Source organism: Janthinobacterium sp. HH104 (assembly GCF_001758715.1).
Taxonomy (GTDB): Bacteria; Pseudomonadota; Gammaproteobacteria; order Burkholderiales; family Burkholderiaceae_D; genus Janthinobacterium; species Janthinobacterium aestuarii.
Window position 1 is genome coordinate 71,752 of record NZ_LRIB01000038.1, and the last position, 23,719, is coordinate 95,470.

The following is a 23,719-nucleotide window of genomic DNA, read 5'->3' on the forward strand; positions in this document are numbered from 1 at the left end:
CCTACCGCCAGAGCCTCCCATGAACCGCACCGCAGAAATCACGCGCAACACCAATGAGACGCAAGTTCGCGTCGCCCTCAACCTCGATGGCACAGGCCAGCAAAAGCTGAACACTGGCGTGCCCTTCCTCGACCATATGCTGGATCAGATCGCCCGCCACGGCTTGATCGACCTCGATATCGAAGCGACGGGCGACGTGCATATCGACAACCACCATACGGTGGAAGACGTGGGCATCACCCTGGGCATGGCCGTGGCCAAGGCCATCGGCGACAAGAAGGGCATCCGCCGCTACGGCCATGCGTACGTGCCGCTGGACGAGGCGCTGTCGCGCGTGGTGCTCGATTTTTCGGGCCGCCCGGGCATCGAATACCACATCCCGTTTACGCGCGCCATGATCGCCGGCTTCGATGTCGACCTGACCTTGGAATTTTTCCGCGGCTTCGTCAACCATGCGGGCGTGACCTTGCATATCGACAACCTGCGCGGTACGAATGCCCACCATCAATGCGAAACCGTGTTCAAGGCCTTTGGCCGCGCGCTGCGCATGGCTGCCGAGCTCGATGAGCGCGCGGCCGGCATCATTCCATCGACCAAGGGCAGCCTGTAAGCGCCCGCGAACCACTGTAGATTCCGAGATCAAACATGAATAAAATTGTGGTGGTGGATTACGGCATGGGCAATTTGCGCTCGGTGGCGCAAGCGCTGCGCGCCGTGGCGCCGGAAGCCGACGTGCGCATTTCCGGGTTGGCGCAAGACATCGACAGCGCCGACCGCATCGTCTTGCCGGGCCAGGGCGCCATGCCCGACTGCATGCGCAGCCTGCGCGAATCGGGCGTGCTCGAAGCGCTGCTGCGCGCCGCCGACAGCAAGCCCGTGCTGGGCGTGTGTATCGGCGAGCAAATGCTGTTCGACGGCAGCGAAGAGGGCGACGCGGCCGGTCTGGGCTTGCTGCCCGGCAAAGTCGTGCGCTTCCAGCTCGACGGCCAGGTGCAGGAAGACGGCTCGCGCTTCAAGGTGCCGCAAATGGGCTGGAACCAAGTGCGGCAAACGGCGTCCCATGTCATGTGGGATGGTATCGCCGACAACGCCTATTTTTACTTTGTGCACAGCTATTTTGCTCAACCTCAAGAGGCGTTGCACACGGTGGGCGAGACTGTCTACGGTGCGCCGTTCGCTTGCGCCGTCGCCCGTGATAATATTTTCGCCACACAGTTCCACCCTGAAAAAAGTGCTGCCGCTGGCTTGCAGCTGTACAAGAACTTCGTTCACTGGCAACCTTAACGTTAGCTCTCCGGCTTTTTTTCCGCCTATCACTCACTTTTAAATCACACTGACCATGCTGCTCATTCCCGCCATCGACCTGAAAGACGGTCACTGCGTACGCCTGAAACAAGGCGATATGGAACTTGCCACCGTATTTTCCGAAGACCCGGCCGACATGGCCCGCCATTGGCTGATGCAAGGCGCGCGCCGGCTGCACCTGGTCGACCTGAACGGCGCTTTTGCCGGCAAGCCGAAGAACGAGGGCGCCGTCAAGGCCATCCTGAAGGCCGTGCAGGATTTCGCCGTGGAAAACGACATCGAGGAAATCCCCGTGCAGCTGGGCGGCGGTATCCGCGACCTCGACACCATCGAGCGCTACCTTGACGCCGGCATCACCTACATCATCATCGGCACGGCGGCCGTGAAAAGCCCCGGCTTCCTGCACGATGCCTGCAGCGCTTTCCCCGGCCACATCATCGTCGGTCTCGATGCCAAGGATGGTAAAGTGGCAACGGATGGCTGGAGCAAGATGTCGGGCCACGAAGTGATCGATCTGGCGAAAAAATTCGAAGCCTACGGCGTCGAATCGATCATCTACACAGACATCGGCCGCGACGGCATGATGGGCGGCATCAATATCGACGCCACCGTCAAGCTGGCGCAAGCCGTCAAGATCCCCGTCATCGCTTCGGGCGGCCTGCACAATATCGGCGACGTGGAAGCGCTGTGCGCGGTACAGGCCGAAGGCATCGAAGGCGTGATCTGCGGCCGTTCCATCTATGAAGGCACGATCGACCTGGCGCAGGCGCAAGAACGCGCCGACGACCTGACCGACGCCGCCGTTTAAGCCTGCCCGGCCGGGAGCGTGCATGCGCACGCCCTGGCCTGGCGACAATCTGGATACCATCATGCTTGCAAAACGTATCATCCCCTGCCTCGACGTGACCAATGGCCGTGTCGTCAAAGGCGTCAATTTCACGGAATTGCGCGACGCCGGCGACCCGGTGGAAATCGCCCGCCGCTATGACGAGCAGGGCGCCGATGAAATCACTTTCCTCGACATTACCGCGTCCAGCGACAACCGCGGCCTGATCTTCGACATCATCGAAGCCGTGGCGTCGCAAGTGTTCATTCCGCTGACGGTGGGCGGCGGCGTGCGCGTGGTGGAAGACGTGCGCCGGCTGCTCAACGCGGGCGCCGACAAGGTCAGCATCAACACCTCGGCCGTGACGAATCCCCAGCTCGTGTACGAGGCGTCGCAGAAGCACGGCTCGCAGTGCATCGTCGTCGCCATCGACGCCAAGCAGGTGTCACCCGGCAAGTGGGAAGTGTTTACCCATGGCGGACGCACCGCCACGGGCCTGGACGCGTTCGAATGGGCGCGTAAAATGGAAAGCCTGGGCGCCGGCGAAATCTTGCTTACCAGCATGGACCGCGACGGCACCAAGGTCGGCTTCGACCTGGGCCTGACGCGCGGCGTGTCCGACGCCGTCGGCATTCCTGTCATCGCCTCGGGCGGTGTGGGCGGCTTGCAGGACCTGGTCGATGGCATCAAGGTGGGCCGCGCGGACGCCGTGCTGGCCGCCAGCATCTTCCACTATGGCCAGCACACGGTGCAGGAAGCCAAGCGTTTCATGGCGCAGCAGGGCATCCCCATGCGTCTCGCGTAAAATCAGCAGGATAGAAGAACATGCAAAACGGAACCATCGTAGCAAGCAATGCCAAGTGGCTGAAAAAGGTCAAATGGGACGAGCACGGCCTCGTGCCCGTGATCGCGCAGGAAGCGGGCAGCAACGACGTGCTGATGTTCGCCTGGATGAACCGGGATGCGCTGGCGCGCACGGTGGAGCTGGGCGAAGCCGTGTACTGGAGCCGTTCGCGCAAGAAACTGTGGCACAAGGGTGAAGAGTCGGGCCACACGCAAAAGGTGCTGGAAATCCGCCTCGATTGCGATGAAGACGTGGTCTTGCTGAAAATCGAGCAGGCGGGCGGCATCGCCTGCCATACGGGCCGCCATTCGTGCTTCTTCCAGAAATTCGAAGGCGACGAAAAAACGGGCGAATGGCAAGTCACCGACCCCGTCCTGAAAGACCCTGTGACGATTTACGCGGAAAGCAAGAGCAAATGAGCGAAACCCTGAAGCGCCTGGCCGCCGTGATCGAATCGCGCAAGCTGGCCAATGGCGGCGACCCCGCCACGTCGTATGTCGCGCGCCTGTTTGCCAAGGGCGATGACGCGATTTTGAAAAAAATCGGCGAAGAGGCCACGGAAACCGTGATGGCCGCCAAGGATGCGCGCCGCGACAACGATCCGTCGAAGGTGCTGTACGAATGCGCCGACCTGTGGTTCCACTCGCTGGTGATGCTGGCGCAGTTCGACCTGACGCCGCAGCAGGTGCTCGACGAGTTGGCACGCCGCGAAGGCCTGTCCGGTCTCGAAGAAAAGGCGGCACGCAAGGATGAGCTGCGCGACGCCGGCGAAACAGACAAACACTGACCTACTGGAGCATGCGTGGATAACTGTATTTTCTGCAAGATTGCCGCAAAACAAATTCCCTCGAGCATCGTGTATGAAGACGAGGACTTGCTGGCCTTCAAGGACATCAACCCGGCCGCCCCCATGCACCTGCTGCTGATCCCGAAGCGCCACGTGGCCAGCCTGTCCGACTGCGACGACAGCCATACGGACATGCTGGGCAAGCTGCTGCGCCTGGCGCCGAAACTTGCTGCCGAGTTCGGTTGCGCCGTCACGTATGACGCCGATGGCGCGCCTGTCGGCGGCTTCAAGACCATGATCAACAGCGGCCCGAACGGCGGGCAAGAGGTGTATCACCTGCACATGCATGTGTACGGCGGTCCCCGTCCCTGGCGCGGTCAACACTGATTTCGCTGCGCGCCGGGTTCACGTGTATACTACCGGCATTGGTTGACGCTATTCGGGCACCGTCCCGCAAGGAGAATGTGATGGGTTCATTGAGTATTTGGCACTGGGTGATCGTTCTGGTCATTGTGATGCTGGTCTTCGGCACCAAGAAACTGGGCAATATCGGCGGTGATATCGGCAAGGCCGTCAAAGGCTTCAAGGATGGCGTCAAGGGCGAAGATGACGCCCCGGCAGCCAATACCCCTCCTGCTGCGCCATCGCAAGTGGCCGACAAAAGCACCATCGACGTCGAGACGAAAGAGAAAAGCAAGTCCTGATAGCGTGGCGGGGCGCTTGCCTCGTCCGGTAACGGCCCTTGTCCGCTTATGATCGATCTCGGTCTCTCTAAAATCGCCATCATCGGCGTGGTTGCGTTGATAGTCATCGGCCCTGAAAAGTTGCCGAGAGTGGCGCGCATGGCCGGTACCCTGTATGGCCGCGCGCAACGCTACCTGAACCAGGTGAAATCCGAAGTCTCGCGCGAAATTGAAATGGAAGAGCTGAAAAGCCTGCAGAAGGAAGTGCAGGATGCGGCCCATTCCGTCAAGCAAAGCGTGGAGAAATCCATGCATGGCGTGGAAAACTCGATCTCGGGCAACCTGGCCGAGGTGGAAAACGCCTGGCGCGGCGATGCCAGTGCGTATGACGGGCATCACGATGCCCATGAAGCCATGCTGCGCGCCACCAATGAAGACCTGGCTCGCAAGGCGCGCGAATTCCGCCGCAAGAAGCTGGTGCGCAATTCCGCCATCCCTGGCTGGTACAAGCAGCGCCATGGCGGCAAGCTGCACGTGCAGTCGGCGGCCGCCCGCGTGGCGCGCTTCCGTCCGCGCACCAGTTCCTCCTCCTCCTTTTACTCATGAGTAGCAAATCCCCGGTGGAAGAAACTTTTATCTCGCATCTGGTCGAGCTGCGCAACCGCCTGGTCAAGGCGTCGATCGGCATCGCCGTCGTCTGCGCCGTGCTGTTCTATTGGCCCGGCCCCTCGCAGATCTACGATTTTATCGCGGCGCCGATGATCGCCTCGCTGCCGGCCGGCTCGAAAATGATCGCCACCGGCGTCATTTCACCGTTCCTGGTGCCGATGAAAGTGACCCTGGTGATCGCCTTCATCGTCGCCTTGCCCTGGGTGCTGTACCAGATGTGGGCATTTATCGCCCCCGGCCTGTACACGCATGAAAAGCGCCTGATCGCGCCGCTGGTCATCTCGTCTTCTCTGCTGTTCATGTCTGGCGTGGCCTTCTGCTATTTCTTTGTGTTTGGCCGCGTCTTCCACTTCATCAGCGACTTTTCGCCATCGTCGATCGCCGTCACGCCCGATATCGAAAACTACCTCGATTTCGTCATGTCGATGTGCCTGGCCTTTGGCGCCACGTTCGAAGTGCCCGTGGTGGTGGTGATCCTCGTGCGCATGGGCATTGTTTCTATTGCGAAACTCAAGGAAGTGCGTCCCTACATCATCGTCGGCGCCTTCGTGATTGCCGCCATCGTCACGCCGCCGGACGTGGTCAGCCAGTTCTCGCTGGCCATCCCGATGTGTCTGCTGTTCGAGCTGGGCCTGCTGGTAGCGCCCATCTTCGTCAAGGCCACGCAAGCGCCGGAAGAAGTGTCCTAGACGATTGACGACACGTACAAGCAAAAGCCGCTGACCTCCTTCGGGAGCAGCGGCTTTTTTATCGTCCGGAAAGTTGGTGGGTGCTTACTGCAGCATCAGTTTGCTGAGGATGCCCAGATTGAGCAGGATCAGTGTGCTCATCATCCAGTACACGTGTTTCATGTCCGCGCCATGGCGCAAGTCCAGGCGTTCCAGGCGGGCGTCGAATTTGTGTTCCAAGGCGTCTAATTTAGTATCGAATTTGTGCTCCAGCGCATCGATCCTCGTATCGAGTTTCAGGTCCAGTGCATCGATCCGGGTATCGAGTCTGAGCTCCAGCGCATCGATCTTCAACTCCAGCGCGCCCACCTTGGTATCGACGTTGTGCGACACCAGCTTGATTTCTCCCAGCAGATTGCGCTCGAGCGCCGCCAGTTCGCCATGCACGACGACAGCCGAGCCCAGTACGTCGCCCAAGGCCGTCGCATGGGCTTCCGCCTGCTGCGTGGGCACGCCGGCCGAGGCGAGGCGTTTGGCGTAATCGAGGGTGTCGAACTGGATGGGCATATGCATGGACGCTCCTGTATCCAGCCTAGCAGGAAAATCGGCAATTGCCAGTGAGGAGTGCGGTGGCGCCTGCCTTCCCGTCAGCGTAATGGACAGGCACGCCGGCGGTTTGCGGTGGCGCAAACGCATGCAAAAAGGGCGCCGCGGCGCCCTTTGCAAGGAGAGGATGCGTACGAGTTAATTCATCAGTTCCTTGATGACTTTCACGGGCGCGCTGCCGTAGCTGAGGAATTGCTCGTGGAAATCCTTCAGCACGAACTTGCTGCCCAGCGCTTGCTTGCGCTGTTCGCGCAAGTCCATGATTTCGCTGTAGCCGCTGAAATAGCTGGTCAGCTGCACCGAGCTCAGCTGCACACGGCGCCATTTTTCCTTCGCTTCACGCTGGGTCTGGAAGGCCTGGCGCGTCAGCAGGTCGAGCGCTTGCGCTTCCGTCATGCCCAGCACGTGCACGCTGTAATCGAGGATGGTGTTGGTGACGCTGCGCAAGTTCCACTTCGAATACATCAGCCACATTTCCGGCGCGTTGTTGCCATAGCCCGATTCGAGCATCATGCGCTCGCCATACACGGCCCAGCCTTCGATCATGGCGCCGTTGCCGAAGATCGACTTGACCAGGGACGGCGACTTGTTGGCATACACGAGCTGCGTGTAATGGCCGGGGATGGCTTCGTGGATGTTCAGGATCTGCAAGATCCAGTGGTTGTATTCGCGCAAGCTGCTTTCCGCCTGTTCCGGCGTTTCGCCATCGAGCGGCGTCACGTTGTAATAGGTGCGGTCTTGCGGGCGGTACGGGCCGGGCGCCTCGATGCTGGCGCCGGCCACGCCGCGCTGGTAAGCGGGCGTTTCACGCACGACGAGGGGCTTTTTCGGGTCCATCGTCAGCAGGTTGTGGCTGGCCACCCATTCCTGCAGCTCGGGAATCTGACGGCGGATTTCCGGTACGAAATCGGCGGCTGCCACGTGGTTGCTCGACAGCTTGTCGATCACCATGCCGATCTTCGCCGTGCGGTCCGCCGGCTTGGCCGTGTTGCCCATGGTTTTCACCCACAGCTCATCGGACAGGCTCTCCATGTGTTCGAGCAGCTTTTCGCGCGCGGCCAGGGCTTTCTGGTACATCTGCTCGGCGCTCACGCTGGCCTGGATATCGTAGGCAAATTTCTGTTCGTACAAATCCTTGCCGATGCGGAAGGAGCGCGCATTGCCGTTCTGCGCCAGCGCCGCATCCTGTTCCGTCAGCCAGGCCGCGTAGCCTTGCACGGCCGTGCGGGCCGCAGCGATGCGCGCGTTGTACAGCTGTTTTTCCGCCGGCGTCAGGATGGAACCCTGTGCCGTCTTGTTCAAGTCGTCAAGCACGCTGAGCACGCCTGCGCTCTGTGCGATGGCCAGCTGCGTGTGTTCGCGCGTGGGGTTGACGATGCTGGCGCGCGCGGCCGCATAGTATTGCGGCACGGTGGCTATGCGCTTGAGCAAGGTGCGCAGGCGCTGCGGCTGGGCCGCGTATTCCGTGTTCAGGATGAAGTCGATGGAACCGGCCACGTTGTACTGGGCGGGATTCCATTCGAATTCGCGGAAGGTGGTCAGATACCAGCGGTCCGATTGCAGTTTATTCGTCAGCAAGGCCAGGTCGGTACGTTGCTTGTCCGACATTTTGCCGGCATTGAGCTTGCCGAACTTGCCCAGCCATTCTTCGATGAAGGCCAGTTGCTTCTGGCGGCTGGCCGCGTCGGGAATGCTCAGGTTGGCGGCGCCATCGTACTTGCCGACGGAAATCGCGCTTTCCGGGTCCAGGCGCCACAGGGCCGTGAGGAACTGGCCGCTCAGGTTATTCATGGAGCGGTCGCTGCTGTTCTCGCTGGCGACGGCCGCGACCGTGGCTGCCGTTGCCGCCGTGACGACGGCCGCTTTCTTGGCGACGGTTTTCTTCTTGCTGCTGCTGGTGCTGGCCTTGCCGTTTTTCTGCGGCTTCTTCGCGGCGCTGGCCGGTGTCAGGGTAAAGGCCATCATCAATGCGGCGAGCGCAACTTTATTTTTTATCAGCATAGTTTATCTCTTGAATATTTTGTCGTTTGCCCTCATCAGAAAATAATAAACTGATAATATAAGTAACAAACAACTATTGAAAGGTTGGCCTTGCTTGCCTGGGCGGCCCAAAGATTAGCACTAATTGCCCCTGCGGCGCTAGACGACGATGGCGCTGCCGTGCAGCAGCTCCTGGTGGCGCGCATTGATGGCCGCCACGGCATCCTTGCCGCGCGCCATGCCGGTGGCGTGGATTTCCGTTTCCTGCGTGTAGCGCTGGCTGACGCGCACCGTGTAGGACTGGAACAGCCAGCTCCAGAAGTTCGTTTCATAGACGGCTTCATCCATGTCGCGCCATTTGACGCCCGTGAGTTTCTTTTTCCACGGCAAGATGCCGGACGCCAGCCACACGCCCGCCTCATCGTAGTACAACTGATAGCTGCGTATCGTCAGCAGGCGGTAGCCGACGATCAGGGCCGAACCGACCAGCACGATGAAGGCGGCGCGCGTGTTGTACTTGAAGGCCAGCGGCAGGGCGGCAAAAAACAGCAGCACGGCAATGAGGAAGGTGCTGACGTAGGCGGTCCAGGATTTGCCGCACAAAAAGGTGGCGCGCTGGCCGGCGCTGGTGGCGATATAGTCGGTCATGGCGTGGGAGAGCAACAGGGAAAATGGATCATCGCATGGAACGCGGCGGCGCCGCTCATTTTTTCAATCTCATCGCTTCAACCCCTCTTGCAGCATACCCAGCATGTCATTGGCCGACATGCGCGCGGCCGCGTCGCTGCCTTCCAGAAGACTGTCGGCCAGGTCGCGCTTGTGCTGGTGCAATTCGACGATGCCTTCCTCGATCGTATGTTTCGCCACCAGCCGGTAGATGGTAACGGGGCGCAATTGCCCCATGCGGTGGGCGCGGTCCGAGGCCTGGTCTTCCACGGCCGGGTTCCACCACGGGTCCATGTGGATCACGTAATCGGCCGCCGTCAAATTGATGCCCATGCCGCCCGCCTTCAGGCTGATGAGGAAAACATCACCGTCGCCCGCCTGGAAGGCGTCGACGCGGCGCTTGCGCTCCTGCATGGGCGTACTGCCGTCGAGATACTGGTAGCGCACGCCATGCTGTTCCAGATGCTGGCGGATCAGGGTCAAATGGTCGACGAACTGGCTGAAGACGAGTACCTTGTGGCGGTTTTCCAGCAAGCCCGACAGCAATTGGGCGAACGCCGCCAGCTTGCTGCTGGCCAGGCCCAGCTCGGGCGCCACCAGTTGCGGATTGCAGCAGGCGCGACGCAGCTTCATGATCTCGGCCAGGATCTGGATGGCTTTCTTGGACGCCGGCCCTTCCACCATGGCCAGCTTTTCCAGCGCTTCGCGGCGCAACGATTCGTACAGCGCCGTTTCCTGCGGCGACAATTCCACTTCCAGCACGATTTCCGTGCGCGACGGCAATTCCGACAGCACTTGCGTTTTTGTCCGACGCAAGATGAATGGTGCGATCAAACGGCGCAGCCGCAAGCGCGCGCCGGCCGCCGCCCGCTTGTCCTGATCCTTCTCGATGGGCCCCGCGAAGCGCAAATTGAACTGGTCGAGGGTGCCCAGCAAGCCGGGGTTGATGAAGCGGAACAGGTTCCACAATTCGCCCAGGTGGTTTTCCAGCGGCGTGCCGCTGGCCACCATGCGGAAGTCGCCTTGCAGGGCCATCACTGCTTGCGAGCGCTTGGTCGCGCCATTCTTGATCGCCTGCGCTTCGTCGAGCACGAGCGTATGCCAGTGCACGCCGGCAAACATGGCCGCTTCCTGCTGCAGCAAGCCATAGCTGGCCACCACCACGTCGAACGGCTGCAATGTATCGAGCATGTCGGCGCGGTCGCCGCTGCCGAACAGTTTGATGTTCAAGGTGGGCGCGAAGCGCTGCGCTTCGCTGATCCAGTTCATGCATACGGACGTGGGGGCGACGACGAGGGTGGGGCCGTTCGGCGCGCGCGCCAGGATCAGGGCCAGCGCTTGTAAGGTCTTGCCGAGGCCCATGTCGTCGGCCAGGCAGGCGCCCACGCCCCAGTGCGCCAGGCGCGCCAGCCATTCGTAGCCGGCCAGCTGGTAGTCGCGCAAGTCCGCCTGCAGTGTGCTGGGCAGTTGCGGTTGATAGTCGTCGAGGGCGCGCAGGCGCAGCAAGTGTTCGCGCCACAATTTGTCGGCGTTCACGCCGCCCGCATCGTTGGCCAGCTCTTCCAGCGCAAACGCGGCCAGCGGGTGGATGTGCACGCCGTCGGCATGCGCCTCGCCATACGCGGCCAGTTCCGACAGGCGCCGGTGCAGCTCGTCGCTGAGGGCCAGGAACTGGTTGTCGCCCAAGGCCACGAAGCGGCTTTTATTGTTCTGCATCAAGTCGAGCAGGGCGCGCAAATCCATCACCTTGTCTTCATCGATCTGCACCTCGCCGCTGGCGGCAAACCAGTCTTTTTCACTCTTGATATTCAGGCGCATCTGGCCGCTGTCGATGCGTTTCGACACGCGCATGGTTTCGCCCTCGGGCCACGCCAATACCATGCCATTCGGGTCGAGCGCTTGCAGCTCGACCAGCAATTGCAGGCCCAGCGCTGGCTGGCCCAGCAGCCACTCGCCATGCTCTTCTTCCGCCTCTTCCAGCACCAGGCATTTCCCGATCAGCTGGCGCTGCGCTTCGCGTTCCGCGTTCAGGTCGCGCCGCGCTTGCACGGCACGGCCTGCCACATCGGCAAACACGCTTTCGGCGCCGCTGCCGGGCGCATAGTAGGCGCCGTTGTCGAGCAGTGGGCGGACTAAAATCTGCATTTTCAGGCCCTGCTGGTAGGGCAGCAAATGCACGTGCAGGCGGTGGTCGGCCGTGATCGCTTCCGCGTCGCCGGCGCCGCCGCCGATGTCCGATTGCACGGTGACCATCGACGAGATGGCGCCGATCGCCTGCATCACCTGTTTTTCCGCATGCAGGGGCACGGACAGGCCCAGGCCCACGATGGCGCCGATGCGCCGGTGCTCGTCGAGGATGTGCACCACGCGCAGGCGCGTCGGCGTTTCCCTTTGCACCACGACATTGCTGCCGCTGTCGGGCAGTGGTGGTTGCATGCCCAGCCACAGCTGCCCCTCGTGCGACTTGATCAGCAGCTCCGGCGCGCCGGCGATCAGTTCCACTCTCGTGTCGGGATTATCGAGCCAGAACACGAGCGGGTGGCCGACGAGCAGGATGGCGGCTTTGTCGAGCTCGACTTCATAGCGCGGCGCCGATGAATAGTATTGTTTGAACGGCGCGATGCTGCCGGCCGCGCGCGCGTCTTGCGGCGTGAGGAAATCGATGTCGCCCGCTTCCTCGGCCAGGCGTTTGAGACCCATGGCGCGGCCCTTGCTCCAGCCGCCGCGCGCGTCGCGTTTCTGCTCGCGCACTTCCACTGCCGTGAGACCAAAGCGCGGATCGAACGCCACCAGCCATACGAGCCGCGACACGCCGCCTAGCGCTTCGGCGGGCGCGTTCTGCTGCAGGTTGATCAGGGCGCTCAGCTGGCGCTGCCACGCTTCCTGGCGTTCGAACCACGGCGCCATGTCCGTCAATCCATGTTGCGCCCGCTTGGCCGTGGCATAGCGCTCCTGCTGCGGCTCGCCCATCAAGCCCAGCAAGCCGGCCGCCTGCGCGGCGATCAAATCGTAGCCGGCGGCGTCCGCTTGCTGCACCAGGGCTCGCAGCTGGTCCTTGCGTTCGGCCAGTTGTGGTAGCGCCAGCCAGTAGTACAGCAAGGCCTGGAACAGCTGCGGCTGCAGTCCCGTTTCCCAACTGCGCGTGGAAATGCTTTCCGCCTGCTGCACGCCGGCGCGCACGAGGCGCAAGGTGTTCAGTTGCTGGTAGACGATGCTGTCGTGGTTCGGCTGCGCGTGCAGCGCGATATCGAGGTAGGTTTCCGCGTTTTTCAGCAGCTTGGCGTCGTTGCCGCGCAGCAGGGCCAGCACGTACAGGTGACCGCCGATGCCCGTAAAGCACAGCTTGCGTTTGCCGCTTTCCTTGCGCAGTCCCTTCAAGGCCGTTTCGTAGCCGGCCACGGCGTGCGCATGTTCGCCGCGCAACAAGGCGATGCTGCTGTCGACAAACAGCGCCTGCGGCCCCTGCTGGCCCGCCAGGTAGCGGGCAGCCGCGTCGAGTTCGCCGCACAGCAGGGCGTCTTCGGCCAGGGCCAGCGGCAGGGCGGCGCCGATGTGGTCGCCGGCGGCCGCCTGGCGCGCGTGGTGGGCGCGCGCATACGTGCGGATGGCGTGCGCCGTGGCCGGTTCGCGCGGAGCGTTGCCCAGCAGCACGGCGAGGATGTCATCCTGCAATTGCGGCATGACGAAGGACAGCATTTCCGGCTCGAACGGGCGGCCGAAAATCTCGATCAGCGGATGCAGCTGCTGCGCTTCATAGCAGGCCATGCAGGCGGCCAGGATGGCGGCCACGTGGCGCACCTCGTCGTTGCGCAGCAGGGCGATGCGCAAACGCGCCACGCCTTGCCGGTAGCTGCGCAATTCCACATAGCCATCCCAGTTGCGGCGCACGGGGTTGATCAGCTCGATGGCCTGGCACAGGTCGCGAAACACCAGGTGCTCGATGGCGGCGCGCATGGCGGGCCAGCGCAATTTCGCTTCGCAGGCAAAGCCCCGGCCCACCACTTCGGACGCCAGCGCGTGCCGCGTCAAATGCTGCAGCATGTTCGTGACGGTGAGCAGGGCGAACGGCGTGCCATCCGGTTCGACGACATTGGCGCGCTGCAAGTGTTCATACACGGCATGCTTGCCCACCGGTTCGCCCGCGATGGCCAGCAGGGCCAGGATCATCTGCTCGTGCTGCTCCAGGGCGGCAAATTCGTCAAGCAAGAGCTGGTCTGTCATGCGGACAAATTGGCGATGTGGACGGGCGGTTCGCCGGCCGCCACTGGCAGGCCGAACACGCGCTGGTAGAAATACAGTTCCGCGTCCAGGGTGCGCACGATGTTTTCCGCCTTGCGGAAGCCGTGGCCCTCGCCTTCCAGGGGCACATACGCGACAGGCACGCCGCGCGCCTGCAGGGCGTCGACCATCAGCTGCGACTGCTGCGGCGGCACGACCTTGTCGTCGAGTCCCTGGAAGAAGATCATCGGGCGCGACAGTTTATCCGTGTGGTGGATGGGCGAGCGCTCGCGGTACAGGGCCTCGGCTTGCGGCTGCGAAGCGATCAGGTAATCGGTGTAGCGCGATTCGAACTTGTGCGAATCGTCGTCCAGGCCCTTCAGGTCGGACACGCCATAGTAGCTGGCGCCCGCCTTGAAGACGTCGTGGAAGGTCAGTGCGCACAGGGTCGTCAGTCCGCCCGCGCTGCCGCCGCGGATGATCAGGCGCTCCGGGTCGGCCATGCCGTTGGCGGCCAGGTAGCGCGCGCCGGCGATGCAGTCTTCCACGTCGACAATGCCCCATTGCCCGCGCAGCGCGTCGCGGTATTCGCGGCCGAAGCCGCTGCTGCCGCCATAGTTGACGTCGAGCACGCCGATGCCGCGGCTGGTCCAGTACTGCGTCGCCAGTTTCAAGGTATTGCTGGCCATGCTGGTGGGGCCGCCATGGCTGATGACGATGACGGGCGGCAGAGTACCCGCCGGCGCCTGCACGTCGCCATTGGTGGGCGCATAAAAGAAGGCGTAGGCCGTGCGGTCATTGCTACTAGGGAAACTCAAGCTGCGCGGTACGGACAAATACTCGAGCGCGGGCAATTGTGCGATCGACTGGGCCAGCACTTCCAGCTCATGGTTAGCTAAATCGATGCGCGCCAGTTCCAGCGCGATGGTCGGGCTGCCGCCCAAGAGCGCGACGAAGCCGGGGCCCACGCGCAGTTCGCGGATTTCCTGGTACGGATGCGGTATCGGCTCGAGCTTGGCCGCCGCCACGTTCAATTGCGCCAGGTAGCTGACACCGGCCTGGATATACGTGCAGACGATTTCGTCGTCGGACAGAAAACCGTACATGCTGCCACCGAAGGTCCAGTGCGGCGTGGCAAATTCCGCTTCCATCGGGCACAGCGCCTCGATGTCGGCACCATGCAGACGGTACAGATTCCACCAGCCGCTGCTGTCGGAAACGAAATGCAGCAAGCCGTTCGGCGACCATTCCGGCTGGCAAATCGACTCGCGCGCGCCGCCGGCGATCAGGCGTGGCGACCCGAGGCTGCCGTCCGCCTGCACGTCGGCCAGCCACAGTTCCGTACCTTGCCACGGCAGGCGCGGGTGGTCCCAGCTGATCCAGGCCAGCTGGCTGCCGTCCGGCGACAAACGCGGCGCCGCATAGAAATCGTGGCCGCGCGCCAGCACCGTTTCACGCCCGTCGAAGCCGACGGCCGCCAGGCTGTTTTCCGGATGCGCATGGCCTTCCGCCGGATGCTGTTCGCGCACGGCGATCAGGCGGGAACGGGCCGCATCGACGACGAAGTCCGCATGGCGCGTGTTGCCGCCCGTGGTGAACGCTTCAGGCGCGCTGTCGCCGGCCACGCGGTACAGGCAATTGTCGGCAAAATGCGAGAAATATACGGTATCGCCGGCCACGGCATACGCGCCGCCGCCGTATTCATGCACGCGGGTGCGCACATTGAACGGCGCCGGCGTCAGTTCATTAACCTTGGCGCCGCGCTGGCGCAGCAGGGTGTTGCGGCCCGCTTCGCTGGCGCGCCCGGCCAGCCAGAACACGTCGGTGCCATCCGCCCCCCCCAAGGCCAGCTGCGTCAGCGGCGAGGCGCCGGCGGCGACGATGGCCGCGCTGATCGGCGATGGCCAGATGCCATAAGGGGTGCTGGATGCGGTCGAGGTCATGCGGGCTCCGTGTAGTGAGGGGATCAAGGGCCGCCAGGCAGGGTCAGGGCGCGCGGCGGCGTGCATCATCATAATGGAAGGGCAGGCACAACGAAAGTCATCGCTGTGCGTGGCAAATGCTGCAAAGCGGCACCGGAATCAATGAAATGGCAGCGATTGGATGCGATAATACCGCTTCTCCAAGCTCGATTGCCTGCCATGCCACAATTTGCTCCGCTCCAGAACGACAATTTCCTACGCGCCCTGCTGCGCCAGCCAACTGAGCACACCCCTGTCTGGCTGATGCGCCAGGCGGGCCGCTACCTGCCCGAATACCGCGCCACGCGCGAGCGGGCCGGCTCCTTCCTGGGCCTGGCAAAGAATCCCGATTACGCGACCGAAGTGACCTTGCAGCCGCTGGAGCGTTTCCCGCTCGACGCGGCGATTTTGTTTTCCGACATCCTGACGGTGCCTGACGCGATGGGTCTGGGCCTGTATTTCGCCGATGGCGAAGGCCCGAAGTTCGAGCGTCCGCTGCGCACGGAACAGGACGTGAAGGCATTGCAAGTGCCGGACCTGGAGTCGCTCGATTACGTCTTCAAGGCCGTCACGCAAATCCGCACGGAACTCAATGGCCGCGTGCCGCTGATCGGTTTTTCCGGCAGCCCGTGGACCCTGGCGTGCTACATGGTGGAAGGCGGCGGCTCGAAAGAGTTCCACACCATCAAGAAGATGCTGTACAACCGCCCGGACCTGATGCACCACATCCTGGCGATCAACGCCACCTCCGTGGCGCAGTATCTGAATGCGCAAATCGATGCCGGTGCGCAAGCCGTGATGATTTTCGACTCGTGGGGCGGTGCGCTGGCTGACGGCGCCTACCAGGAATTCTCGCTGGCCTACATGCAGCAAGTGGTGGCGCAGCTGAAACGCGACAAGGATGGCGTCAAGATTCCCGCCATCGTGTTTACCAAGGGCGGCGGCCAGTGGATCGAGCAGATCGCCGACATCGGCGCCGATGCCGTGGGCCTGGACTGGACCGTCAACCTGACGCGCGCGCGCCAGCTGGTCGGCCATAAAGTGGGCTTGCAGGGCAATCTCGACCCGGCCATCCTGTTCGCCAGCCCCGAGCAGATCCGCGCCGAAGTGGCGAAAGTGCTCAACGCGTTTGGCGCGCCATCGGCCGGCACGGGTCACGTATTCAACCTGGGCCATGGTATTTCCCAGTTCACGCCGCCGGAATCCGTGGAAGCCATGGTGGAAGCCGTGCACAGCATGAGCCGCGCCATGCGCAGCGGCCAGTAAGTATTCGCTTCCCCCTGGTTCAGGGGCAAGAAAAGGCAGGCTTTCCAGCGGAAGCCTGCCTTTTTCTTTGCTGCGCCTTAGCAAGAAATACCGACTTATGCACAATTTTTTTTGCTGCGGAAATAAGAGGCACCGTAAAAGCCATGCCCGGGGATGCTCTGCAAGTGCTTGATTATTAAGACATAAAAAATCCATTGTTCGGCGGACTTTGTTGCTATTGATAAGGTTATTCTTTCGTTCGCTTGCCTTATTCCTTCATTGTCCACAAAGTTATCAACAGATTCTGTGGATAAAATTGAAAAGTATTTTGTTAACCGATACTTAGCGCCGATGTTCAGGTTTCACCTGAAGTGCATGTTGCAGTGCATGATAATTGAACAATGTTTCGCCGCTCGTCAGCAAAAAACGAACGCTTGCCCGGCAATTGTCAACTTTGCTTCATTCCTCCCGTATTTTTGCGGATCGCATGCATCAAAACGGTGCTGATTTCTGTATAAATACATTACAAATGGTTCAGTTATGCACAGCGGCGGAAATGCCCTGTGGATTTATGGCTTCCCGGGCATCAATTTTTAAGCCATTGATTTTAAAAGGGTAATTTTTCTTGCGTGCCGCTCTTGACGGCGATCGAAATTTTCTGTCCACATTTTTCTGAAAGTTAATTTTGCTTTGTCCACAAAGTTATCCACAGAATTTTCTTCAGGCACGATGACACGCTGTCCTGCCTGCCGTTAGGTGTTTGATGGGCGAAACAAGTATCATGGCCCGCTGGCTTGATGCCGGACATCCCGCGCGCCACCGACCCTGCGGCGCGCTTTTTTATTGAGATAGGCCCACCTCCCATGTCGCAGTGCATTTTGACGTCGTGCATCCTGAAAATCGCGCTCGACACGCCCTTGAACGCCCTGTTCGACTACCGCTGGAACGCGGCGGCCGATGCCGGTGCGGACGCCGCCGCACCGCAGCCGCAAGTGGGACAGCTGGCGCTGGTGCCGTTCGGCCGGCGCGAAGTGATGGGGCTGATCGTCGGCGTCTCCGACAGCACCGACGTGCCCGCCGCGAAATTGAAGGACGTGCTGGCCGTGCGCAGCCAGCTGGCGCCGCTGTCGGAACAGTGGCTGGCGCTGGCCGCCTTTGCCGCCGATTACTACCAGCGTCCGCTGGGCGAAGTGGCGCTGCCCGGTTTGCCGAAGAATTTGCGCGTGCTCACCACCGTGGCGCTGGACCGCGCCATCAAGAAGCTGGGCAAGCTGGCCGATGCGCACGACGGCACGCCGCTGAACATGCCGGCGCTCAACCCGGCGCAGCAGGAGGCGGCGGATGCCATTGGCGGCGCCCAGGGTTTCAAGCCCACCCTGCTGTACGGCGTGACGGGCAGCGGCAAGACGGAAGTGTATCTGCAAGCCTGCGCCCAGGTGCTGGCGCGCGAGGACGATGCGCAAATCCTGATTCTGGTGCCAGAAATCAACCTCACGCCCCAGCTGGAAGGCAATATCCGTGCGCGCTTTCCCGGCGTCATGCTGGCTACCTTGCACAGCAGTCTGTCCGAGGGCGAGCGCATGCTGCACTGGCTGGCCGCCCACCAGGGCCAGGCGCGCATCGTGCTCGGCACGCGGCTGGCCATCCTGGCGTCGTTGCCTAAGCTCAAGCTCATCGTCATCGACGAGGAACACGATCCTTCCTACAAGCAGCAGGAAGGCTTGCGCTATTCGGCGCGCGACCTGGCCGTGTGGCGCGCCTGGCAATTGCAAATTCCCATCGTACTCGGTTCGGCCACGCCCTCGCTGGAAAGCTGGCACCACGCACAGACGGGGCGCTATCGCAAGCTGGAATTGCGCGAACGGGCCGTCAGGAATGCGGTGTTGCCGCGCGTCAAGATCCTGGACATGGAGCGCGACAAGCCGAAAGATGGCCTGACTTCGCATCTGGTAGCCGCCTTGAAACTGCGCATGGAGCGCGGGGAGCAGTCGCTGCTGTTCCTGAACCGGCGCGGCTATTCGCCCGTGATCTGCTGTGAATCGTGCGGCTGGATCAGCAATTGCACGCGCTGCACCTCGTTCATGGTGCTGCACAAGCCCGAACACCGCTTGCGCTGCCACCATTGCAGCCTGGAACTGCGCATTCCCCGCCATTGCCCCACGTGCGGCAACGTCGACCTGCAGCCGCTGGGACGGGGCACGCAGCGCGTGGAAGAGGGCTTGCAGCAATTGTTTCCCGAGGCGCGCATTTTGCGCATCGACGCCGATTCCACGCGCAAGAAGGGCAGCGCGCAGGAAGCGTTCGACACCGTGCACCGGGGCGAAGTCGATATTCTGATCGGCACGCAGATGGTGGCGAAGGGCCACGATTTCAAAAAGCTGACCCTGGTCGGCATCTTGAATCCGGACACGGCCCTGTTTTCGCAGGATTACCGGGCCAGCGAACGGCTGTTCGCGCAATTGATGCAGGTGGCGGGCCGCGCCGGGCGGGCCGCGCAGACGGAAGGGGGCAGCGTGTCCGAGGTGCTGATCCAGACGCGCTATGCGCGCCATCCGCTGTACGACGCCGTCGTCAACCACGATTACGACCATTTCGCCACGACCTTGCTGGAAGAGCGGGCGCAGGCGGCGCTGCCGCCGTATCTGTTCCAGGCCCTGCTGCGCGCCGAGGCACCCGAGCTGGCCACGGCCATCGAATTCCTGCAGGCGGCGAAAGAGTGCATGGAACACCCGCAGGTGACCATCAATGACCCGATTCCCATGAGCATGACGCGCGTCTACAACGTGGACCGCGCCCAGCTGCTGTTGGAATCGCCCTCGCGGCCCGCGCTGCAGGCGTTCTTGAAGGAATGGTTAGCCGAGCTGCGCGCCATGAAGACGCGCGTGAAATGGTCGCTGGAAGTGGACCCGCTCGATATCTGAATTACTGCAGGTAATCGCGTGCCGACTTGACGATCTGTTCCGACAGCAGCTTGGTAAACGGCGTGTCCAGGGTCCAGGCATGCCAGCTCAGCGGCACGTCCAGGGTGCTGCCCGGCATCAGATCCACGAGACGGTCCGCCGCCAGCGCTGGCGCGGCCAGGCGCTGCGGCATCAGGCCGTAGGCGAGGCCATCCTGGACGCAGCCGCGGCGCGCCGCTTCCACCGGCAAGGTGTGGTGGGGGAATGGTTCACGCATGCTCAATTGTTCAGCGAGGAAACGCGCCAGCAAGCTGTGCTGGCCTACGACGGCCGGCGCCAGTTGCACCGCTTCGGCAATAAAACCGTCGCCAAACCAATGGCCCGCAAACACGGGTGTTGCCACGCAGACATAGCGCAAGGTGCCCAGCGGCGTGACGCTGGTGGCCGCCGCCGCGTCGATCGCTGTGCCGGACTCGGCTGCCACGCAGCCAAACACGGAGCCGTCGCGCACCATTTGCAGGGCGCTGTCGCTGTCGGCCAGGCGCACGTCGAGCTGGCAGCGCGGCGGCGCCAGCAGGGCGGACAAGGTGTCGGGGAACCACGTGGCCAGGCTGTCGGCATCGATGGCGATGGCGATTTCCGGCATGCTGACGCTGTTGCCCAGGTCGATGTCGAGCGACGCTTCCATCAGCTTGACGTTGCGGTGATGCACGATCAGGCGCTGGCCCAGGCCCGTCGGCACGGCTGGCTGGCCACGGATGATCAGCAATCGCCCGCTGGCGTCTTCCAGCGCCTTGATCCGCTGCGAGACGGCCGACTGGGTGATGCCCAGCGCCAGGGCGGCCTTGTCGAAACTGCCATGGCTGGCCACGGCATCCAGCACGGCCAGCGCGCGATAATCGAGTGATCCCATTAGCTCAGCTTATAAATTTTGAAAATGATTAGTTATACTAATGCATATATTGCTGCAAAGTAAAACCTTATTTTCGGCAAACGGGTAGTATCGAACGCTGTGAGCAACCTCAGTGGATGGATAGCACCATGAAGACGATACAAGTGGATGTGGCCGTGATCGGCAGCGGCACGGCCGGCATGACGGCGCACAGGGCGGCGCGCATGCAGGACAAGCGCGTGCTGATGATAGAAAGCGGACCGTACGGCACGACCTGCGCCAGGGTGGGCTGCATGCCCAGCAAACTCCTGATCGCGGCGGCCGAGGCGGCCCATGCGGTGGCTGCCGCGCCCGCTTTCGGCGTGCATCCGGGGCCTGTGCGCATCGATGGCCGGCAAGTGATGGCCAGGGTACGGAGCGAACGCGACCGCTTTGTCGGCTTCGTGCTCGACGGCGTCAATGCCATTCCCGACGACGAAAAACTGCGCGGCCATGCACGCTTCATCGCCCCTGGCAAGCTGCAGGTGGATGAGCATACGATCGTCGAGGCCGCCAGCGTGGTCATCGCCACCGGTTCCACGCCCATCGTGCCGCCCGAGTGGCGGGCGGCGGGCGAGCGTGTCATCACCAGCGACGCCGTGTTCGAGTGGACGGATTTTCCCAGCTCGGTGGCCGTGGTCGGCAGCGGTGTCATCGGGCTGGAGCTGGGCCAGGCGCTGGCACGCCTGGGCGTGCGCGTGACCTTGTTTGCGCGCGGCAATAAAGTCGCGCAGCTGACGGACCCGCTGGTGCTGCGCGAGGCGGACGCCGTGCTGGCGCGCGAACTCGATATCCGTTTCATGACCAAGGTCGCGCACATGGCAAAAACGCCGGACGGCAGCGGTATCGTGCTGACCAGCCGCGATGACGCCGGCGTGGAAAAAACCGAGCAGTTCGAGTATGTGCTGGCCGCCATCGGCCGCGCGCCGAACGTGGACAAGATCGGCCTGGAAACGGCGCAAATCGAGCTCGACCGCCACGGTATTCCCTTGCACGATCCGCACACCATGCAGTGCGGCAAGAGCGCCATCTTCATCGCCGGCGACGCCGACAACGAACTACCGCTATTGCCCGAAGCGGCCGACGAGGGCCGCATCGCGGGCGACAACGCGGCGCGCTTTCCTGACGTCAAACCGGGCTTGCGCCGCACGCCGTTGACGATCGCCTTCACGGAACCGCAGATCGCCACCGTGGGCGCGACGTACCAGCAATTGTGCGTGAGCCACGCGGGCCGCTTCGCCGTCGGCGCCGTGTCGTTCGGCAACCAGGGCCGCAGCCGCGTGATGCTGCAAAACCAGGGCTTGCTGCGCGTATATGCGGAGTTCGGCAGCAAGCGCTTTCTCGGCGCCGAACTGATCGGCCCGAGGGCGGAACACCTGGGGCATCTGCTGGCCTGGGCTTGCCAAGCCCAGCTGACGGTGCCGGCCATGCTCGACATGCCGTTCTACCACCCCGTCATCGAGGAAGGCGTGCGCACGGCCTTGCGCGAACTGGCGCTGCATCTGGAAAAAGACCCGGAACACGCGCCTGGCTGCGCCGACTGCACACCGGGACCTTGAAGGCAACTTTATGATTTACATAATTTTGTAGACAAGCTCACATGATTGCGCGATCATCGCTGCCACATTGAAATATTGATTAAAAGCAAAAAACATTTCAATTGGCACATGCTGCCCATGCCGCAATGGTAAAAAGGGTGGCGGCTGGCGATGACACGGAGACGATGTGAAAATTCGGCGCATTTACGCGGGAGAACTCGCCTTGGGCGTGGCCCTGCCCTGGGACGTGCACGGCGAAACGGGCAGCTTGCTGGCCAGGCTGGGCCATGTCATCAGCAGCGAGAACCAGATCGCATTGCTGCTGGCGCGCGGCGTCATCGCCGATACCAGCGCGGACGTGCCGCGCACAGCCACGGAAGCACCGTCGGCCCTGCGCATGCTCAACCTCGTCACGGCCGGCCTGGCCCTCGTCTTGCCGGCCATTGCCGCCGGGCAGGAGGACAGCCATGCATCCCTCGCGCCGCTGGCGCAGCTGGTGGAAGAGGCCGTTGCGCTGGACGCCGACGTGGCGCTGGCCTGCATCCTGCACAACCAGGGCGCGGGGGACTTTGCCGTGCGGCACAGCGTCGACACGGCCGTCATCACGGCCTTGCTGGCGCGCGCCCTGAAACTCGATGATGGCGTGATCCGCAGCGTGCTGCTCGCTGCGTTGAGCATGAATGTGGGCATGCTGGAACGCCACGCCCATTTCCAGCACAAGGCGGGTCCGCTGGACGCGCAGGAACGCGCCTATTTGCGTGCCCATCCGCAAGCCGGTGTCGATTTGCTGCGCGCGGCTGGCGTGATGGACGCCGTCTGGCTGCAAGCCGTGCTGCAGCACCATGAAAATATCGATGGCAGCGGCTATCCGCTGGGCACGCAAGGCGAGGCGATCGGCATCGGCGCGCGCCTGATCATGCTGGCCGACCGCTATTGCGCGCGCGTATCGAAGCGCAGCTACCGCCAGCCTTTGCTGCCGAACGTGGCCCTGCGCGAAATGCTGATGGCCGACAAGGCCACCCTCGATGCGCCGCTGGCCTCGCTGCTGGTGCGCGAGCTGGGCATCTATCCGGTCGGTACTTTCGTGAAACTACTCAATGGGGAAATCGGCGTCGTCACGCGCAAGGGCTTGAACGCCACCACGCCGCACGTGCAGTCGCTGGTCGGTCCGCGTGGCGCGCGCCTGGACGTGCCGCTGCGGCGCGATACGCGCGTGGACTTGCACGCGATTCGTGAAGTGCTGAGCGCGGAGCAGGCGGGGCTGCAGTTTCGCCCCGATCAGCTGTGGGGCCGCAGCGCACGCGTTTGATTTAGTTCAGCAGACCAGCATCGAGCCGTCCCTCGAGCGCCAGCTCGCGCATGATGCGCACCGTGTCGATGTCGGACTCCTTGTAGGCCGAGCGGCGGAAGTCGTCGTACAGGGCATTGGCCGCGTCGGTGGCCGCGTCGTGGCCGTCGTCGTACTGGAAGCGCACCCACATGCTCGCTTCGTCGGGCATTTCGATGGTCATCACCAGCGAGGACGCGCTGATATCCTGTTGCGCCGGCACTTCGTAGCGCACCTGCAGTTGCGGTATCAGCACCACCTTGTCGTTGATGACCAGCTCGCCATAGCGCAGGCTGCGCGCGAAACCGGCGTCGCTGCGTTCGCTGATCTGGCATTCGTCGAGGTGCGGCACGAACAGCTTCGGCGACTCGGCGCGCAAGACGAGGCCGCGCCAGACCTGTTCCAGTGTCAAGGTGTCGATCAGCGGGTTCAAGGGATCGTTGATTTCAATCAGGTGTTCAAATTTCATGGGACTGCCATTCGGTAAGTGGGCGCGCACGGGCGATATAGGCGGAATGGTACTCCAGGCGTGGCATCGCCGCACGCATTGAATCGGCCAAGATGG

21 protein-coding genes are annotated in these 23,719 nt (G+C 62.6%); 14 read left to right on the forward strand and 7 right to left on the reverse strand.

Features of this window, described 5'->3' with window-relative positions; genetic code table 11:
* The first annotated feature begins 19 nt into the window (after positions 1-19).
* From hisB to tatC, 10 genes are all read left to right on the forward strand, one after another.
* Positions 20-610: an imidazoleglycerol-phosphate dehydratase HisB gene (gene hisB, locus JAB6_RS17025; protein ID WP_010402123.1), complete on the forward strand. Its 591-nt coding sequence runs from the start codon at positions 20-22 to the stop codon at positions 608-610.
* Positions 611-645: 35 nt separating this feature from the next.
* Positions 646-1,284, forward strand: a complete 639-nt coding sequence (gene hisH / locus JAB6_RS17030; protein ID WP_072457435.1) for an imidazole glycerol phosphate synthase subunit HisH — start codon at positions 646-648, stop codon at positions 1,282-1,284.
* A gap of 55 nt (positions 1,285-1,339) precedes the next feature.
* Positions 1,340-2,113 (forward strand): 1-(5-phosphoribosyl)-5-[(5-phosphoribosylamino)methylideneamino]imidazole-4-carboxamide isomerase, encoded by a 774-nt coding sequence (gene hisA / locus JAB6_RS17035; RefSeq protein ID WP_070303731.1) that lies wholly within the window; start codon positions 1,340-1,342, stop codon positions 2,111-2,113.
* Positions 2,114-2,174: 61 nt separating this feature from the next.
* Positions 2,175-2,936 carry an imidazole glycerol phosphate synthase subunit HisF gene (gene hisF / locus JAB6_RS17040; protein ID WP_070303800.1) on the forward strand — a complete coding sequence of 254 codons (762 nt, stop codon included), beginning with the start codon at positions 2,175-2,177 and terminating at the stop codon, positions 2,934-2,936.
* Positions 2,937-2,956: 20 nt separating this feature from the next.
* On the forward strand, positions 2,957-3,394 hold the full coding sequence (gene hisI / locus JAB6_RS17045) for a phosphoribosyl-AMP cyclohydrolase (RefSeq protein WP_070303733.1): 438 nt from the start codon (positions 2,957-2,959) through the stop codon (positions 3,392-3,394).
* Complete coding sequence (locus JAB6_RS17050) at positions 3,391-3,762, forward strand: phosphoribosyl-ATP diphosphatase (RefSeq protein ID WP_034753849.1); 372 nt, start codon at positions 3,391-3,393, stop codon at positions 3,760-3,762. Before hisI ends, JAB6_RS17050 begins: the two co-directional genes overlap by 4 nt.
* A 15-nt stretch (positions 3,763-3,777) precedes the next feature.
* Positions 3,778-4,149 (forward strand): histidine triad nucleotide-binding protein, encoded by a 372-nt coding sequence (locus tag JAB6_RS17055; protein WP_070303735.1) that lies wholly within the window; start codon positions 3,778-3,780, stop codon positions 4,147-4,149.
* Positions 4,150-4,229: 80 nt separating this feature from the next.
* On the forward strand, positions 4,230-4,466 hold the full coding sequence (gene tatA / locus JAB6_RS17060) for a Sec-independent protein translocase subunit TatA (protein WP_034753854.1): 237 nt from the start codon (positions 4,230-4,232) through the stop codon (positions 4,464-4,466).
* A gap of 48 nt (positions 4,467-4,514) precedes the next feature.
* Positions 4,515-5,051, forward strand: coding sequence for a Sec-independent protein translocase protein TatB (tatB, locus tag JAB6_RS17065; protein ID WP_070303737.1), 537 nt, complete (start codon positions 4,515-4,517; stop codon positions 5,049-5,051).
* Positions 5,048-5,803 (forward strand): twin-arginine translocase subunit TatC, encoded by a 756-nt coding sequence (tatC, locus tag JAB6_RS17070; RefSeq protein WP_070303738.1) that lies wholly within the window; start codon positions 5,048-5,050, stop codon positions 5,801-5,803. The genes tatB and tatC overlap by 4 nt, the downstream gene beginning before the upstream one ends.
* Positions 5,804-5,887: 84 nt before the next feature.
* Here the strand turns inward: tatC and JAB6_RS17075 are convergent, their stop codons facing one another.
* From JAB6_RS17075 to JAB6_RS17095, 5 genes are all read right to left on the reverse strand, one after another.
* Positions 5,888-6,355 (reverse strand): hypothetical protein, encoded by a 468-nt coding sequence (locus JAB6_RS17075; protein ID WP_070303740.1) that lies wholly within the window; start codon positions 6,353-6,355, stop codon positions 5,888-5,890.
* 171 nt (positions 6,356-6,526) lie between these two features.
* Positions 6,527-8,386, reverse strand: a complete 1,860-nt coding sequence (locus tag JAB6_RS17080; RefSeq protein ID WP_070303802.1) for a DUF885 domain-containing protein — start codon at positions 8,384-8,386, stop codon at positions 6,527-6,529.
* 141 nt (positions 8,387-8,527) lie between these two features.
* Positions 8,528-9,016, reverse strand: a complete 489-nt coding sequence (locus tag JAB6_RS17085) for a hypothetical protein (RefSeq protein ID WP_070303742.1) — start codon at positions 9,014-9,016, stop codon at positions 8,528-8,530.
* A gap of 69 nt (positions 9,017-9,085) precedes the next feature.
* Positions 9,086-13,255, reverse strand: coding sequence for a DEAD/DEAH box helicase (locus JAB6_RS17090; RefSeq protein ID WP_070303745.1), 4,170 nt, complete (start codon positions 13,253-13,255; stop codon positions 9,086-9,088).
* Positions 13,252-15,195 carry a prolyl oligopeptidase family serine peptidase gene (locus tag JAB6_RS17095; RefSeq protein WP_070303747.1) on the reverse strand — a complete coding sequence of 648 codons (1,944 nt, stop codon included), beginning with the start codon at positions 15,193-15,195 and terminating at the stop codon, positions 13,252-13,254. The genes JAB6_RS17090 and JAB6_RS17095 overlap by 4 nt, the downstream gene beginning before the upstream one ends.
* Before the next feature lie 198 nt (positions 15,196-15,393).
* Between JAB6_RS17095 and hemE the strand changes: the two genes are divergently transcribed.
* Both hemE and JAB6_RS17105 read left to right on the forward strand, forming a co-directional pair.
* Positions 15,394-16,479: a uroporphyrinogen decarboxylase gene (hemE, locus tag JAB6_RS17100; protein ID WP_070303749.1), complete on the forward strand. Its 1,086-nt coding sequence runs from the start codon at positions 15,394-15,396 to the stop codon at positions 16,477-16,479.
* Between the two features lie 842 nt (positions 16,480-17,321).
* A complete protein-coding gene (locus JAB6_RS17105) occupies positions 17,322-19,379 on the forward strand; it encodes a primosomal protein N' (RefSeq protein WP_070303751.1) in 2,058 nt (685 codons plus the stop codon).
* 1 nt (position 19,380) lies between these two features.
* Here the strand turns inward: JAB6_RS17105 and JAB6_RS17110 are convergent, their stop codons facing one another.
* Positions 19,381-20,271 carry an ArgP/LysG family DNA-binding transcriptional regulator gene (locus JAB6_RS17110; protein WP_070303753.1) on the reverse strand — a complete coding sequence of 297 codons (891 nt, stop codon included), beginning with the start codon at positions 20,269-20,271 and terminating at the stop codon, positions 19,381-19,383.
* Between the two features lie 128 nt (positions 20,272-20,399).
* Between JAB6_RS17110 and JAB6_RS17115 the strand changes: the two genes are divergently transcribed.
* Together JAB6_RS17115 and JAB6_RS17120 are read left to right on the forward strand one after the other, a co-directional pair.
* Positions 20,400-21,848, forward strand: coding sequence for a dihydrolipoyl dehydrogenase (locus JAB6_RS17115; RefSeq protein WP_070303755.1), 1,449 nt, complete (start codon positions 20,400-20,402; stop codon positions 21,846-21,848).
* 166 nt (positions 21,849-22,014) lie between these two features.
* Positions 22,015-23,136 carry an HD-GYP domain-containing protein gene (locus tag JAB6_RS17120; protein WP_254671661.1) on the forward strand — a complete coding sequence of 374 codons (1,122 nt, stop codon included), beginning with the start codon at positions 22,015-22,017 and terminating at the stop codon, positions 23,134-23,136.
* Position 23,137: 1 nt separating this feature from the next.
* On the opposite strand, the gene JAB6_RS17125 is transcribed toward JAB6_RS17120, so the two are convergent.
* Positions 23,138-23,623: an SRPBCC family protein gene (locus JAB6_RS17125; RefSeq protein WP_046683204.1), complete on the reverse strand. Its 486-nt coding sequence runs from the start codon at positions 23,621-23,623 to the stop codon at positions 23,138-23,140.
* Positions 23,624-23,719 lie beyond the last annotated feature (96 nt).

Excerpts from the sequence above, each read along its gene's own strand:
- JAB6_RS17075 (WP_070303740.1), bottom strand. The coding sequence starts at position 6,355 with ATGCATATGCCCATCCAGTTCGACACCCTCGATTACGCCAAACGCCTC.
- hisB (WP_010402123.1), top strand. The coding sequence starts at position 20 with ATGAACCGCACCGCAGAAATCACGCGCAACACCAATGAGACGCAAGTT.
- JAB6_RS17090 (WP_070303745.1), bottom strand. The coding sequence starts at position 13,255 with ATGACAGACCAGCTCTTGCTTGACGAATTTGCCGCCCTGGAGCAGCAC.
- hemE (WP_070303749.1), top strand. The coding sequence starts at position 15,394 with ATGCCACAATTTGCTCCGCTCCAGAACGACAATTTCCTACGCGCCCTG.
- hisA (WP_070303731.1), top strand. The coding sequence starts at position 1,340 with ATGCTGCTCATTCCCGCCATCGACCTGAAAGACGGTCACTGCGTACGC.
- hisF (WP_070303800.1), top strand. The coding sequence starts at position 2,175 with ATGCTTGCAAAACGTATCATCCCCTGCCTCGACGTGACCAATGGCCGT.
- tatA (WP_034753854.1), top strand. The coding sequence starts at position 4,230 with ATGGGTTCATTGAGTATTTGGCACTGGGTGATCGTTCTGGTCATTGTG.
- JAB6_RS17085 (WP_070303742.1), bottom strand. The coding sequence starts at position 9,016 with ATGACCGACTATATCGCCACCAGCGCCGGCCAGCGCGCCACCTTTTTG.
- JAB6_RS17125 (WP_046683204.1), bottom strand. The coding sequence starts at position 23,623 with ATGAAATTTGAACACCTGATTGAAATCAACGATCCCTTGAACCCGCTG.
- JAB6_RS17115 (WP_070303755.1), top strand. The coding sequence starts at position 20,400 with ATGAAGACGATACAAGTGGATGTGGCCGTGATCGGCAGCGGCACGGCC.
- hisI (WP_070303733.1), top strand. The coding sequence starts at position 2,957 with ATGCAAAACGGAACCATCGTAGCAAGCAATGCCAAGTGGCTGAAAAAG.
- JAB6_RS17105 (WP_070303751.1), top strand. The coding sequence starts at position 17,322 with ATGTCGCAGTGCATTTTGACGTCGTGCATCCTGAAAATCGCGCTCGAC.
- tatB (WP_070303737.1), top strand. The coding sequence starts at position 4,515 with ATGATCGATCTCGGTCTCTCTAAAATCGCCATCATCGGCGTGGTTGCG.
- hisH (WP_072457435.1), top strand. The coding sequence starts at position 646 with ATGAATAAAATTGTGGTGGTGGATTACGGCATGGGCAATTTGCGCTCG.
- JAB6_RS17110 (WP_070303753.1), bottom strand. The coding sequence starts at position 20,271 with ATGGGATCACTCGATTATCGCGCGCTGGCCGTGCTGGATGCCGTGGCC.
- JAB6_RS17050 (WP_034753849.1), top strand. The coding sequence starts at position 3,391 with ATGAGCGAAACCCTGAAGCGCCTGGCCGCCGTGATCGAATCGCGCAAG.
- tatC (WP_070303738.1), top strand. The coding sequence starts at position 5,048 with ATGAGTAGCAAATCCCCGGTGGAAGAAACTTTTATCTCGCATCTGGTC.
- JAB6_RS17095 (WP_070303747.1), bottom strand. The coding sequence starts at position 15,195 with ATGACCTCGACCGCATCCAGCACCCCTTATGGCATCTGGCCATCGCCG.